The sequence below is a fragment of the Nitrospira sp. CMX1 genome (assembly GCF_054902215.1).
The window spans coordinates 107,240-121,303 of sequence record NZ_JBUBKD010000015.1; the positions used below are offsets into that span (position 1 = coordinate 107,240).

Below are 14,064 nucleotides of genomic sequence, written 5' to 3' on the forward strand. Positions count from 1 at the left end.
AAGTATGGAGAGTAATGTACAAGTGAACGCAGGACTGAGCCTTCCCAGACGGAAGTTAATCATAGAGAAGCGAAGCGGACTGTTGGATATCGACTGGTCTGCTCTCTGGGAGTACCGCGAGTTAGGGTACATCCTGATCTGGCGAGACGTCACGGTCCGCTACAAGCAAACGGCGATCGGTGTGGCTTGGGTTATTCTACAACCATTGATCACCATGCTGATATTTACGGCCATATTCGGTATGCTGGCAAAGGTGCCTTCCGATGGAGTCTGGTATCCTGTCTTTTCGCTCACGGCTTTGCTTCCATGGACCTATTTTTCTCAAGCGGTGACTCGTGCGGGCGAAAGCGTCGTTACCAATGCGAAGATAGTCAGCAAGATTTATTTCCCCCGATTATGGCTTCCTCTTGCCATGGTCGTCTCGCCACTGATTGACTTTGCGTTGTCCATGGTCCTGTTGTTCGGACTGCTCCTCTATGCAGGCATTCCCCTCAGCTGGAAGGTAGTCACACTCCCGGCATTCATACTGCTTGCGATGCTCACAGCTCTAGGCCTCAGCCTGTTCACTTCTGCCATGAATGCCAAGTACCGGGACGTGGGTCACGCGATTCCCTTTGTCATTCAAATATGGATGTATCTCTCACCGATTGTGTACCCGGTCAGTCTCGTGCCAGAGCAATGGAGATGGCTCTATGGCCTCAATCCCATGGCTGGAGTCATTGAAGGCTTTCGCTGGGCCTTGCTGGGACGGACCGCTCCAGATCCAGTCGTAATGGCGGAAAGTGTTATCGTGCTCTTGCTCGTAGTGCTATCTGGCTTAGTCTATTTCAGAAAGATGGAGCGACAGTTTGCGGATATCATCTGAACAAGAGCCCTCAGAGCCCGACGCATGGTTCTGGTTGTTTCTTCAATATGACTTCTCAATGCTGCCTGGTCAGCCAAGTTACAATCGTCTGTAGTCACGAACATGAGTGATATTGCTGTCCGCGTCGATGGGCTTTCAAAACGGTATCGAATAGGGGCACGACAGAAGGATCATGGTACCTTGCGAGATCTTTTGATGTCAGGTCTTAATTCTTTGTTGAGCCGAAATGGTCAGAGGAGAGCAAGTGCTGGCTCCGTGAGGCCTGCAGAGTCAGAGGCTGCTTCGAACTCATTTTGGGCTCTACAGGATGTATCATTCGAAGTGAAGCGGGGCGAGACGGTCGGTATTATCGGCCGGAATGGTGCGGGAAAAAGTACGTTACTGAAGCTGCTCTCACGCATCACTGAACCGACTGATGGTCGGATAGAACTTGATGGTCGTGTGTCCGCACTTTTGGAGGTAGGCACAGGGTTCCATAGTGAGCTCACTGGGCGGGAAAATGTCTACCTAAATGGAACCATTCTTGGAATGAAACGGGCTGAGATCACCAGAAAGTTCGATGAAATCGTGGCGTTTGCGGAAATTGAGCAGTTTATTGATACGCCGGTAAAACGGTATTCCAGTGGGATGGCCATGCGATTGGGGTTTGCTGTGGCTGCTCATTTGGAGTCGGAGATTCTGATCGTCGACGAGGTGTTGGCAGTCGGCGATGCCGCCTTTCAGAAGAAATGCCTGGGCAAAATGGAAGGGGTGGCGAAGGAAGGTCGAACCATCTTCTTCGTCAGTCATAACATGCCTGCGGTGACACGGTTATGTGAGCGCGGAATCTTGTTGGAGGAAGGAAAATTGTGTCGTGATGGACGCTCTCACGAGGTCGTCAACGCGTATCTGCATTCGGAACTTGGTACCATGTCTTCACGTGAGTGGCTGGACCCGCGCAAAGCTCCCAGGGGGGAGGTGGCGATGCTACGAGCCGTGCGAGTCCGCACCAAGGATGGCCAATCCGCTGAGAAGTTTGATATCCGAAAGCCGGTGGGGCTTGAGATGGAATATGACGTGCTCAAGCCGGGCTATAAACTCATGCCTTCCATTATGTTGTGGAATGAGGAAGGAGTATGTCTGCTCGACACTCCTGAACATGATCCGGAATGGCGAGGGCGTGTGAGGCCGCCTGGCCGCTATCGGAGTACGGCATGGATTCCTGGCAACTTTCTTGCTGAGGGGACCATGTTCGTAAGTGTGGCCTTAGAGACCTTAGATCCCCTGGTGATGCAATTCTATGAGCGCCAGGTTGTGGCGTTCTCCGTTATCGACACCTGCGAGGGAGACTCGGCGCGCGGTGATTTTGCCGGGAAGCTTCGAGGTGTGGTCAGACCCCTCTTGGAATGGACAACCCTATCGAACCTCGAGAACGTTCAGGCTGAACTATATAAGTGCTGAGCCTCAAACGAAATACTGACTAGACACCAGAGGGGTTCAACGGTTCCGGTTACCTTGTTCTTGATTCCATCTTGCGATCTCGACGATTTGGTAATTATCCATGGGTGTGCGTATGAATTTTGAATCACAGCCGCTTGTGAGCGTACTGACCCCGGTCTATAACGGCGAACAGTATCTGGCAGAATGCATTGAGAGCGTGCTGCGTCAAAGTTATCAAAATTGGGAGTGCTGTATTGTCAATAATCGCAGCACTGATCGCACTCTCGAGATTGCCACAGCCTATGCCAAAAAGGATAAACGAATTCGAATTCATAACAACTCCGACTTCGTCGGGTGTGATGAAAATGGAAATGTTGCTTTTCAGCAGATCTCGCCGGAAAGTAAGTATTGCAAGGTGATTCATGCGGATGACTGGATGTTCCCAGAGTGTCTCATGGAAATGGTGGAGTTGGCGGAAGCGCACCCCACGATCGCGATCGTCAGCTCCTACCGACTGAAGAATACGCGCATCCTAGTGCAGGCGTTGCCCTATGCAAGCCGCATTATTTCCGGCCGTGAAATCTGTCGGGCAACTCTTCTCGGGCTGCCGTCCGTTTTTGGGTCACCATCCGCGATACTGATTCATGCCGATGAGGTAAGGAAACGACCACACTTCTACAATGTGGCGAATCCCCATTGCGATATGGAGGTCTGTCTAGACATTCTTCGGAATCGAGATTTTGGATTCGTACACCAGATGCTGACGTTTGAACGTTCACATCCTCACTCGGAAAGCAGTCGTGGCAGCCGTTATGGGTTCACTCCCTTTGGGAGATTCGAACATGTGACAAAATATGGGCCGGAGTATTTGAACGAAAAAGAATTTGCAGCCATGTTTGCGAAGCGAAGAGATCAGTATTACGCATTTCTGGGGGCGAGCGTGTTTCGAAATAAGGAGAGCGGGTTTTGGGACTATCAGAGGACTGCTCTGCATAGAATTGGCCATTCGCTGAGTATGGCAAGGATAATGAAGGCAGTGCTGCTTCAAGTTCTTGATGTGGTATTGAATCCGCTAAACACCGCCAAAAGAATTTCAAGTAGGTTGTCACATTCCGCCAAGGGTGCGACGGAGTGAAGGCTGACAATAGCTTGGATCGGAAGAGTTTTGACAGCGGCTATACTCCTATCTGCGCGATTACTGGGTGGGACACTGAACGGCACTATATCTCTCCATAGGGACTGCTCGTGGTGAACGAGGCTAACTACTGAGTAGTTAGCGCAATGGAATAGGCTATTCAAAATGGAACATTCTTTCAAAATAGGAGGGGGGGCTGCTCTTCAAGACAGTTTTCGTGGTACCTGGGTTTACGGTATTTTTAATAAGCTGCGAAGCATAAAACAGCGGTTGATGCGTCAAGCCGATGGTGAGGCCATTTTGAAACGCCGGTATCTTCGTGTACATGGGAGGCCTCTCAGCATTGCGAATCCACAGGCTTTCACAGAAAAACTCTATTGGAGGATGCTTGCCTGGAATCGGGTTGTGCCTCCTATTTTCGTCCAGCTAGCGGATAAGCTCACTGCACGAGAGTATGTATCAGGCAAAGTTGGAGCAGAGTACTTGCCGCGGCTTCTTTGGCACGGCCAAGATCCTGCCTCGATTCCCTTCAACACCTTACCGGTTGAGTACGTGATTAAGACCAATCATGCGAGCCGACAGGTGATCGTGGCTAAGGAACCTGCTGACCACGGTGCGATGGTTGCCACGTGCGAGAAGTGGCTGAACACCAATTTTTACTGGACATCACGGGAAGGTCAGTATTTGCATATTCAGCCGAAGATAATGATAGAAGAGTGCCTGCGCGATCGTAACGATAACTTACCGCTTGACTATAAGATTTGGTGTTTTAATGGGAGGCCGGAACTCATTCAGGTGATTAATTTTTCGCGAGATTGCCATTCGTTCTACGACCTGTCATGGAACGCGCTGGATCTTTCATATTCCGCAGGAAAGTCCAGGCCAGATAGGTCGCGGCCGGATCAGCTGGAAGAGATGATTTCCCTCGCGACTCAGCTGTCCGTTGGGTTTGGTTTCGTGCGGGTCGATCTCTACAACCTGGATGGGCGTATTTATTTTGGAGAGTTGACGTTTACTCCCACGGCAGGGAACATGAAATTAACTCCAGACAGGTGGGATCTCGAATTAGGGAAGAAATGGGATCTGTCATTGGAGTACTCATAGGAGCTGCTGGGCTCTCATTGTGTGCCGTATGCTCCATCATCCTCCTGTTTAGAAAGTGTCCATAGATTTCAGATCGAGGCTGTGCAGAGTGAACGATGAAAAGTAAGTGTTGTCATGATTCTGTTTGTGCCTAACATGAGCGTCATCGCACAGGGGTGCAAATAGCCATGGGTCCTAAGTCGATTCTTATGATTGCCTATTATTTCCCGCCCGAAGGAAACGCCGCGGTCTATCGCCCGGTGCGTTTTCTCAAAGGGTTGGTGGAGAAGGGGTGGCAGGCTCGTGTGATCTCGTGCGAACCGTATGGATATGAAAGACATGATCCGGCGCTCTTAGAACAGCTTCCCTCGGCGGCTCAGGTTGTTCGGGTGAGGGGGCGTGATCCTTGGCGTGCATTGCAAAATAGACGTAGAACGGAAACTAAGAAAAGGCTTTCAGGTTTGTCTACAGAGGAAGCGCGTCATGCCGTTGCCGCACATCGTGTCCCGTGGCGATCACGATTGCGTGAGTGGGTGAGGGTTGTTGAATCCTGGGTGTACCGTCCTGATATGGCTATGCCATGGATACAGCCGGCGACTCAGGCAAGCATAGATGTATGTCGAAGAGATCCTCCGAACGTGATATGGGCGACAATCGGACCGCTCTCGGCAGGCCTGGTGGCATATCGGACTTCGGTAGAGACAGGAGTTCCATATGTGTTGGATTTTCGCGATCCGTGGGGGTTGGAATATTATCCACACGAAATCAGGCGTCCGGCTTGGGCCAAGAAAATTGATTATCGGAACATGTGTCGAATTTTCAAGGAGGCGCGATCTGTCGTATTCATGTTTGAGTCAGTGGCTCAAGCGTATCTGCAGGCATTTCCTGGAGCACTAGAGAGAGAGAAGATTCATATCATTCCCAATGGGTTTGAAGGGACTGTTGAGTCTTTTGTTCATCCTCCCGGAAATTGTTGTACAGTGTTGTATGCGGGTACGTTGAGCACGTATCGGTACGACACGCTCCTTGAGGGCCTCGTTCAACTGAAACACCGAAATCCTGTCCAGGCGGCACAGCTGCGAATGTTGTTTGTCGGCGAAGGGCTTCAACAGCTAGCGGAGCGCGTGGTTGAGTTGGATCTGCGCGATATGTTTGAGGTTAGGTCTCCTGTTCCGAGCGCAGAGGTTCGTCATCTGCAACGAGAGGCACATGCACTCCTGGTGTTAGGAAGAATGCCGGGAAGAACGGCGCGCGACTTGGTGGCCGGTGCCAAATTGTTCGGCTATCTACAAGCGGGAAGGCCGATCATCGGCATTGTACCTCGTGACGAAACCCGACGTATCCTTAGTCAAGTCGGTAGTCCACTGATCGCGGATGCCGATAGTCCCGCAGAGGTGGTTGCGGTGTTTGAGCAGCTTCTCGAAGCGTGGAGGAAGCGGGTGCTTGAGAGGTTGGTGCCGAACCGTGCTGCTTGTGATGGCTATTCGTCAAGTCGGCAAATTGCCGATCTTGTTGTTGCCTTGCAGAAGGAGAATGTTCAGGGGCGGGCAGCAGTGCAGGCGTCCAGTATGCTTTTGCAGAGGCATTCGGAGGTTAAGCCATGAAAGTGGTGTACATGAACGATACCGTATACGGATATGCGATCGGAGATCCCTCAGCCAGAGGTGGGGCAGAGCGATATGGGTGGTACCTTATGCGAGCTCTGGTGAGTACCGGTTGGTCTGTTACGGTAGGTGTTCGATCCGCGTTACGAGAAGGTGAGGTGCGTGTCATCGATGGCGTGCGTTTTCTTGGTCTCAGTCGTCGTATCCACGTCCTGTTCGACTGGTATCGTTTTCTCGAAAAGGAACGGCCTGACTGGTGTTTCTGGCAGTGCGCGGACCATCTGTGGGGGCCCGCCTCAGAAATAGCACGATGGTTCGGCGTCAGAACAGCCTTTTCCATGATGCATGATAACCACGTTCATGTTCGGAAAGCACTCTCACGGAGGAAGTATTTGTGGCCTCTCTATGCCTGGGGGCTTCATCGGTCAGATGTCATTTTTATCCAGCATGAAGACCAGCGCGTTCCTCTGCCCCTGCGTTGGCAGCGACGGGCATATTTGCTTCCAGGTATTGTGTCCCTTGCGGGGACGATGGTGCCTCACCTGGAAAGAAACGGAGCTGTGGTGTGGATAGCGGTCATTAGACCGGCCAAGCGTCCAGATTTATTGGTGGAAATCGCTCGTCGATTGCCGTCAATTCGCTTTGTTGTCTGTGGATCGCCTAGCCTGAGTCATTGGGACGCTGGCACGATTGAGCGAATCATGACGCAACTGAAGGCTCTTCCCAATATCGACTACCGAGGCCACGTGTCGCCTGAGCAGGCGCTCAAATCCATTGGGGAGGCCAGCTTGCTCCTCTCGACGTCGGACGGGGAAGGGTTTCCCAGCGTCTTTTTGGAAGCCTGGGCAGCCGGAACTCCGATTGTGAGCCTGCAGATCGACCCCGATCACAAAATTCGAGATTATGATTTAGGGAAGGTGGCCGACACAGTTGAGGGAACAGTCACTGCGATTGATTCGTTTATGGCATCACCCGAACGTCTCCGAGAAATGGGGACGAAGGCCCGGCGTCATGTAGAAGAACTGCACAGCCCCATGGCGGCAGTTCGGGCATTTGAGGCGGCGGTTACTCAGCCGTTGGATTCGACGACGGGGGGATTGATCCAGCAGGAGATTCGATGATGTGCTCCGGAGATGTTTGGGTAAGATGCGGTAGATTACAAACGGGAGTATGGACATGATCGGACAGGTCGCCATCCATCATCGAAAGAAGAGCTTCTCGGACCGCTGGATTGAATATTGTCAGATGCATGGAATTCCATACAAGGTCGTAAACTGCCTCGGGTCAGACATTATCGAACAACTCACCTCATGTGACTGTTTGCTGTGGCACTGGAGCCACGGAGATCCGAGCGAACAGCTAGTGGCTCGCCATGTCATCACGGCAGCGGAAGCGATGGGGGTTAAAGTGTTCCCAGGTAGCTCCACATGCTGGTATTTTGACGATAAACTGGCCCAAAAATATCTACTCGAAGCAATCGGGGCACCGTTGGTTCCAACCTATGTATCCTACGACCTAGACGAAGCCTTGCGGTGGATCGATCAAGCGTCTTACCCAACAGTATTTAAGCTACGTCGAGGAGCCGGCTCCAGCAATGTCAAGCTCGTTCGCAGTGCGGTAGAAGCTCGTGCCTTGGCGAGGCGGGCCTTTTCAGGAGGATTTTCGCCGATTCCTGACTATGGGCATGATGCTATGAAGCGTTACCGTTCGGCCAGGCGGCGAGGAGATCTATTCAATGTGTTGAAGCGGTTTCCTCAAGCCTTAGCAACAATTCGAGACAAGAAAAAAATGATGGGGCATGAGAAGGGATATGCATATTTCCAGGATTTCATTTCAGGCAACGATTTTGATACACGTGTGACAGTCATCGGGAACAGAGCGTTCGCCTATACGAGGAATGTGCGCCCAGGAGATTTCCGGGCGTCCGGCAGTGGCGATGTCGTCTATGATCATCAGAGAATCAATCGCCAGTGTCTGGAGATTGCTTTTGACGTGGCGCACAAAGTTGGATCGCAGAGTATGGCCTTTGATTTTGTGATGAAGGAAAACCAACCACTCATTCTTGAAGTGAGCTATTGTTACATCGCCCGTTTAGTCTATGCCTGCCCCAACCATTGGGATATCAAGCTGAATCGGCACGAAGGACACGTGTGGCCTCAAGATGCAATTCTTGTCGACCTATTGAATGGTCTGTGCGGGGCGAACCAATACGGGATTCGACCTGACAACCAGCCGGCAGTCGTCTTAAGTGTGTAGAGGCTGTGTATCTATGAATTCACCTCGATGAACAATTGACGATGCCGACCATGGCCCGTAGTGGCGGCTCAATATTATGCTTGATTCCCCAAATACTCGTGCAGGGGTTGCAATACCAATAGCCAAGCACGTGGGACCTTGTCCCCCCGCGTTCTTGGAGTACGCCTGGTATGTGAGCCTTGTGTACGCATACCTGGGGGCTGCGTGGGGGATAGCTGTCCCTGCTGTAGGCGGAGCAATTTTAGTGCTCCTAGCTGTCGCCTGTGTGTTGAGCATTGGTGATCGAGTCATATCGCTCTGCAGGCCGGTCGCATGGGGCTTCTACGCGGGAATCTTCGTGGTTTTAATAGAGGTGATTTTTCATAACCTTACCGAAGGGGCGATGCCTGAACTCATAGCCTTTATTGGATGGCTTGCCCTTTTGATCATTGTCCAAACACTCGCTCTGCGCCCTAACTTTCTGCACCACTTTGCCCTGGTGGCTTTAGTAATTGGCATCGCATCCTTGCCCTATCTCAATGTCCGTAGCGTCGGCGGAGTTGTGCGGGCTTGGGCTTCGGGGACAGGAATTTCAAATCCTAATGTGTTGGGGATGTGGTTCGGTTTTTGCGCGGTGTATTTTCTCTTTTGGGGATTTCAATGTCGAACATTTGTCTGGCGAGCGGCTTCGTGGGGTGTAGCGGTGGGTTCGTTCTACATTGTTACGCTAACAGTGAGCCGTGCTCCACTATTGGGGATCGCCCTCGCCTGTATCGTGGGATTTCGGTCGGCTCTTAAACGGAGTTTTGTCCCGGTCGTATCGTTCGTCCTTGTGTTGTGTCTGATCTATGTGTCAGGCGTGTTTGATGAGGAGCTAGGCCAATACGCCTCTCGAGGGGTAGAGGAGTCCGGGAGAGGAAGGTTGTGGCCAGCAGCAGTGGAGCGGATATTCAATTCACCATGGGTAGGAGTTGGCTTGGATGACATACGAATAAGGACCAGATCCGGGAAGGAAATGAATCCACACAACCCGGTCCTCCATATTGCTCTCGGAGCAGGACTTATTCCAGTCATCTGTTTTCTCGGTTATCTCGTTCGAGTGGGATTTGGAGTTCGTGGCATGATGCAGCGAGTGCAAGTCGGAGAAGCGTCACTGCTTCTTCCGCTGGTGGCATTTGGAATGTTTGAACTGATGATGCTCGACATGGCGTTTATGTCCCCCTGGGTGGTGGTCATATTTGGTTTGGTTGCGGGGAGATTTGAAGCTCGTGATCCTCGGTGAGGGTAGTGACTGCCTGAACGCAAAATGAGGGAAGTGTGTTGTTCCGCGCACCTCACATTGGAACGCATTCTCACCCGGATGTCTTTCTGACTTCTATTAGTAAGTGAAATGCGATCTCGGTGTGCCTCTATTTTCTATCCGCTGATTGATTCTGGAGCAATCTGTTTGAGAGACGGAGAAAAAGAAGGAGAGGATTTCTGGAATGTGAAGCTGAGGCGTAACTGTTGGATAAAATCCAGAAGGCGGTGGTGTTGAAAAGCACTGGGGACATTGTGCTCAATAGAGAGCCAAGCCGGTGTCGACTTCTGTATGTGATCGGACAACTTGGCCTTGGTGGAGCAGAGCGCCAACTCTATTACTTGCTCTCGCATCTAGAGGGTTCTAGGTATTACCCATGTGTAGTGGTGTGGAACTATGATCCGGATGAAAAGTACTATCGAGCGATTGACGCGCTGCAGCTTCCGATATACGGATTGCCTACGCAGTGGTCTCCGCTTGTTAAACTTCAGGCACTTCGTAAGTTAACTCAACGGCTTGCTCCCGAGGTGATTCACTCGTACGTGTTTTTTACCAACTTTGCTGCCGCTTATGCGGCATGCAGGACTGGTGCACTGGCAGTTGGATCTCTACGCAGTGACATGGTCAGAAGTCTACAGTCTGGGGGGGCGTTACGAGGGATATTGAACAGTCGGTGGCCGAGGTGCCACATATCAAATAGTGCCGTATGTGCTGAGACAGCACGCCGACATTCTTCTTTTTTCGTTCCGAGGCAGTATGTTGTGGTACGAAACGGGTTGGATTTGGCAAGCTTTCGTACGCCTGAGAATGCATTCGAAATACGAGGGTATGTCGCCAGTGTGGGGTCCTTGTTGCCCGTCAAGCGGTGGGACCGATTGGTGAAAGCCGTACAGAAGGTCCTGAGTGTCGGGATTAAAGATGTGCGCTTTCGTCTCGCAGGGGATGGCCCTCTCCGGCAAACTCTTCGGCAATTGGCAGAAGATCTTGGCGTCTCTCATGCCATAGAGTTTCTCGGTGCAGTTCATGACATTCCCGCCTTCTTGCAAGGCGCGAAATTTTTAGTCCATACATCCGATAGCGAAGGGTGCCCGAATGCCGTGATGGAGGCTATGGCAGCCGGACGTGCGGTTATCGCAACGGACGTTGGAGACATTCCACATCTCGTGCAGGACGGTAAGACTGGCTTCGTCGTTCAGCGAGACGATAGCGAAGCTCTTCTAGATCGTATTGTGACATTATTGACTGACGCTGACCTTTGTCGGCAGATGGGAAGTAAGGCTCGCGAAAAAGCTGAACAGGAATTCGATCTCTCTTCATTCGTGGCAAGAACGTTGGATGCATACAGAACCGTTGGCTGGAAGGATGAGAGCCATCCTCAGCGCATTAATAAGGTGCGATGATGAAGCATGACATCTGATCGATCGGGTATCAATGGTATCTGTAGCCGGAAAGCGCCTACATGAGGAAGAGGCGGGAATGCGAATCTTGGCTGTAACTAATATGTATCCCACGGTCCGTCATCCAGCGGTGGGGAATTTTATTCGCCAACAGATCGTTGGACTCAGACGTATCGGCCTTGAGGTCGAAGTGCTATTTATTAATCGGGTCCAAGGAGGAATGGGCTCGTATTTTAGACTCGCAACAGAAGTGCAAGATCGTATCGAACGGTTTCAACCAGACCTTGTCCATGTCATGTATGGAGGTGTGTTGTCAGAGCGGGTCACAAAAGTCGTTAAGGAGAGGCCGATCGTGGTTTCCTTCTGCGGCTCGGATCTGTTGGGCGAATACCTGTCTGGAGCTCTTAGGGGTGTTTTGAGTGAGTGCGGAGTCTTTGCCTCATGCCTCGCCGCTTGGCGGGCGGATGGTGTGATCGTTAAATCTCGAAATCTCGAATCGGCCCTTCCAGCTTCAGTTGATCGATCAAAGGTGAGAATCATCCCAAATGGTATTAGCCTTGAGCGTTTCAAACCGATTGACCAGACGGATTCTCAGAAGAAGTTAGGGTGGAAGCTCAACAAGTTCCACGTCCTGTTCCCTGCCAACAACGGCGATCTTGTTAAACGACCTGGTCTAGCACAAGCAGCGATCGAGATGGCCAATGAATTGGGATTGGGCGTAGAAATGCATCCGCTTTTAGGGGTGCCTCATGAGGAAGTTCCACTCTGGCTGAATGCCAGCGATGTGGTGCTATTGACCTCTTCGCACGAGGGGTCACCAAATGTGATTAAAGAAGCGTTGGCGTGCAATGTACCAGTTGTTTCAGTTGATGTGGGGGATGTGCGGGAGCGAATTGATGGCATTGACGGCTGCCATATTGCGTTGCCAGATCCTTGCGATTTGGTTGCCAAGCTGGCCTTGGTGAAATCGAGGGGGAGGCGGATAGCTGGACGCGAAAGGATAAGGTGCCTTTCATTGGAAAACGTTTCGCTCAGTCTAAATGATTTTTACCGCCGAACCGTGGAATCCTACCACAGGCAGAAAGAAGTAGGTCGATCGCGAGTAAACGCAAAGGCGTTAGTTGAGTTCTATGGGTTGTTCCAGGCGAGAAGGGAAACGATAAAGAAAGTAATCAAAGAAACGTTACACCATGGATCAATAAGAGGTCTTCCTTGAGTGCAAACAGAACTTGTCATCCTGTCCTAGTCCTAGTGAATTGGTGAGTGGTGAAGTTGAGTCTGGTTCACAAAATTCAAAGGCTCCGATGTCCGGAGCCTGATCCTTCACTGGTGGGACTCCGGTAGTGGTTCCGCGGTTGATGGCTGCGCTTTCTGCTGTGAGTCGAAAGTCGTGCTGGGATTTGTTGGCAAATCCTAGATTGGTACTATGCTCAATGTTGCTAAAGAACGTTACTCCTGCAACGGCAGGTCCTGTTTTCTCAAGGGTGTCACTGAGGTTATGGCTCACCACTACCCGAAAGGCTGATAATGAATAGGCGATGATCATTCCTGTCTGAGCCTCACTCGAGATATTGTTTGCGATGTTGGCGCCGTTGATCGTCTTGGCCAAAAGAATGTGCCCGTTCGGCTTTCCCGTGGGACTTCGGCCGGAAAACGTGTTGTGGTAGATCTCAAGGTTTGTCGTTGTTCCGTTCGGTTTGTAGACATGAATCGGCCATCCGCGGTTTGTGTCGAAAATCACGTTCCTTCGAACGATGGTATTCGATGTCGCTTTAATGTAGATGCCGTGATCGTTTTGTGCGCGGATGGTACGACATCCGTTTTCAGCGTTCCGTAATCTGCCGATGCTGTAGATCTGATTGTTCTCGACAAGGACGTCAGCTGTTTCGTGGATGCCGATACCAGAAATTCCATAGGATGAGTCGGAGCAGACCGTCTTGCCGATATGGTGAATGAAATTTGACCTCGCGATCCCGCCGGTTGCCGAAGAAGTAAACTCGATGCCAGCAAGACTCATCACGTTGCCATTATTGGCTCCTCCGCTGATATCGAATCCTTCAATGATGTAGTAGGGGCGGGTAAGATAAAACCCGGCGTTCAGGCCGTTCTTAGAACTGGGTACGATGATTGCGGCTCCTCGTGGCACGTCGCTCTTGATGGTGATAGGCTGCAACTTAGTGCCCTGGGGAGCATGTTTGGATGCATAGACTGTTACCCCACTTCCGTTGTCGGCTGTGTAGGTACCTTTTCGGACTACACAGGTATCACCGGCTTGGATGGGAGCTGATGCACATTTTTGTGGGTTGCGCCAGGGGTGATTGAATGTGCCGGGATTGGAATCATTGCCTGTCGTAGCGACATAGTATATGGTTCCATATGTTATGTCACCTCCGAAAAGAATGAGCAGAGTGCTAATTCCGGAGAGTAGATATAGCTGACTCGCTTGAGCAAGGTTTTTCGTTATATGGGTTATTCTGGAGAAAAGCTTCACTTGAGCGTCCTTCTTTTACAGTATCACAACGTCTCGGGCTTCTGTCCGAGAATAATGCATGGGATGATGACGTAATGGAACCTGGAGTGACTCGTTAGAAAGATTCTCTTGGTATGAGGCAAGGAGACTTGATATTGATGGAGGTCACAGGGAATCCTCGACCAGGTGTGTTGTTGATTGGTAACTTCCTTGTAGGAGGGAGTGGAACTCGAGGGGTTGGCCAAGATCTTGCTATTGCGCTGAGGAGGGCAGGTTGGTCAGTGGTCACGAGTTCTTCCTGCCGTGGCCGTGTAACACGCTTATTGGACTTTCTATCGGCTGTTTGGAGATACCGTAGCCAATATACTGTGGCGCATGTCGATGTATACAGCGGTCTGGCGTTTGTATGGGCGGAGTTGATCTGTTGGGCTTTAAGAAGGCTCAATAGACCGTATATCTTGACGCTTCGTGGAGGCAATCTCCCTGTATTTGCTCGGAACACCGGCAACCGTGTTTCACGCCTAATACAAAGCGCAACAATCGTGACGACACCATC

At 51.2% G+C, this 14,064-nt stretch carries 11 protein-coding genes; 10 read left to right on the forward strand and 1 reads right to left on the reverse strand.

Translation table 11 applies throughout. The features are described from left to right. The first annotated feature begins 4 nt into the window (after positions 1 to 4). From ACYX34_RS05705 to ACYX34_RS05750, 10 genes are all read left to right on the forward strand, one after another. Positions 5 to 865 (forward strand): ABC transporter permease, encoded by an 861-nt coding sequence (locus ACYX34_RS05705; protein WP_462075592.1) that lies wholly within the window; start codon positions 5 to 7, stop codon positions 863 to 865. Between the two features lie 102 nt (positions 866 to 967). Beyond that, a complete protein-coding gene (locus ACYX34_RS05710) occupies positions 968 to 2,305 on the forward strand; it encodes an ABC transporter ATP-binding protein (RefSeq protein ID WP_462075593.1) in 1,338 nt (445 codons plus the stop codon). A gap of 112 nt (positions 2,306 to 2,417) precedes the next feature. Then, the gene (locus ACYX34_RS05715; protein WP_462075594.1) at positions 2,418 to 3,419 is read left to right on the forward strand and encodes a glycosyltransferase family 2 protein; all 1,002 of its coding nucleotides are present in this window, start codon (positions 2,418 to 2,420) and stop codon (positions 3,417 to 3,419) included. 273 nt (positions 3,420 to 3,692) lie between these two features. Then, a complete protein-coding gene (locus ACYX34_RS05720; protein ID WP_462075595.1) occupies positions 3,693 to 4,523 on the forward strand; it encodes an ATP-grasp fold amidoligase family protein in 831 nt (276 codons plus the stop codon). 167 nt (positions 4,524 to 4,690) lie between these two features. Continuing rightward, positions 4,691 to 6,106: a glycosyltransferase gene (locus ACYX34_RS05725; RefSeq protein ID WP_462075596.1), complete on the forward strand. Its 1,416-nt coding sequence runs from the start codon at positions 4,691 to 4,693 to the stop codon at positions 6,104 to 6,106. Next, positions 6,103 to 7,227: a glycosyltransferase family 4 protein gene (locus tag ACYX34_RS05730; RefSeq protein WP_462075597.1), complete on the forward strand. Its 1,125-nt coding sequence runs from the start codon at positions 6,103 to 6,105 to the stop codon at positions 7,225 to 7,227. Before ACYX34_RS05725 ends, ACYX34_RS05730 begins: the two co-directional genes overlap by 4 nt. A gap of 55 nt (positions 7,228 to 7,282) precedes the next feature. Continuing rightward, positions 7,283 to 8,362 carry an ATP-grasp domain-containing protein gene (locus tag ACYX34_RS05735; protein WP_462075598.1) on the forward strand — a complete coding sequence of 360 codons (1,080 nt, stop codon included), beginning with the start codon at positions 7,283 to 7,285 and terminating at the stop codon, positions 8,360 to 8,362. A 382-nt stretch (positions 8,363 to 8,744) separates the two neighbouring features. Next, positions 8,745 to 9,623, forward strand: coding sequence for an O-antigen ligase family protein (locus tag ACYX34_RS05740; RefSeq protein WP_462075599.1), 879 nt, complete (start codon positions 8,745 to 8,747; stop codon positions 9,621 to 9,623). Between the two features lie 311 nt (positions 9,624 to 9,934). After that, a complete protein-coding gene (locus tag ACYX34_RS05745; protein WP_462075605.1) occupies positions 9,935 to 11,041 on the forward strand; it encodes a glycosyltransferase family 4 protein in 1,107 nt (368 codons plus the stop codon). Between the two features lie 127 nt (positions 11,042 to 11,168). Beyond that, positions 11,169 to 12,254 carry a glycosyltransferase gene (locus ACYX34_RS05750; RefSeq protein WP_462075600.1) on the forward strand — a complete coding sequence of 362 codons (1,086 nt, stop codon included), beginning with the start codon at positions 11,169 to 11,171 and terminating at the stop codon, positions 12,252 to 12,254. On the opposite strand, the gene ACYX34_RS05755 is transcribed toward ACYX34_RS05750, so the two are convergent. Next, positions 12,234 to 13,184, reverse strand: coding sequence for a hypothetical protein (locus ACYX34_RS05755; RefSeq protein WP_462075601.1), 951 nt, complete (start codon positions 13,182 to 13,184; stop codon positions 12,234 to 12,236). The genes ACYX34_RS05750 and ACYX34_RS05755 overlap by 21 nt on opposite strands. Positions 13,185 to 14,064: the final 880 nt, after the last annotated feature.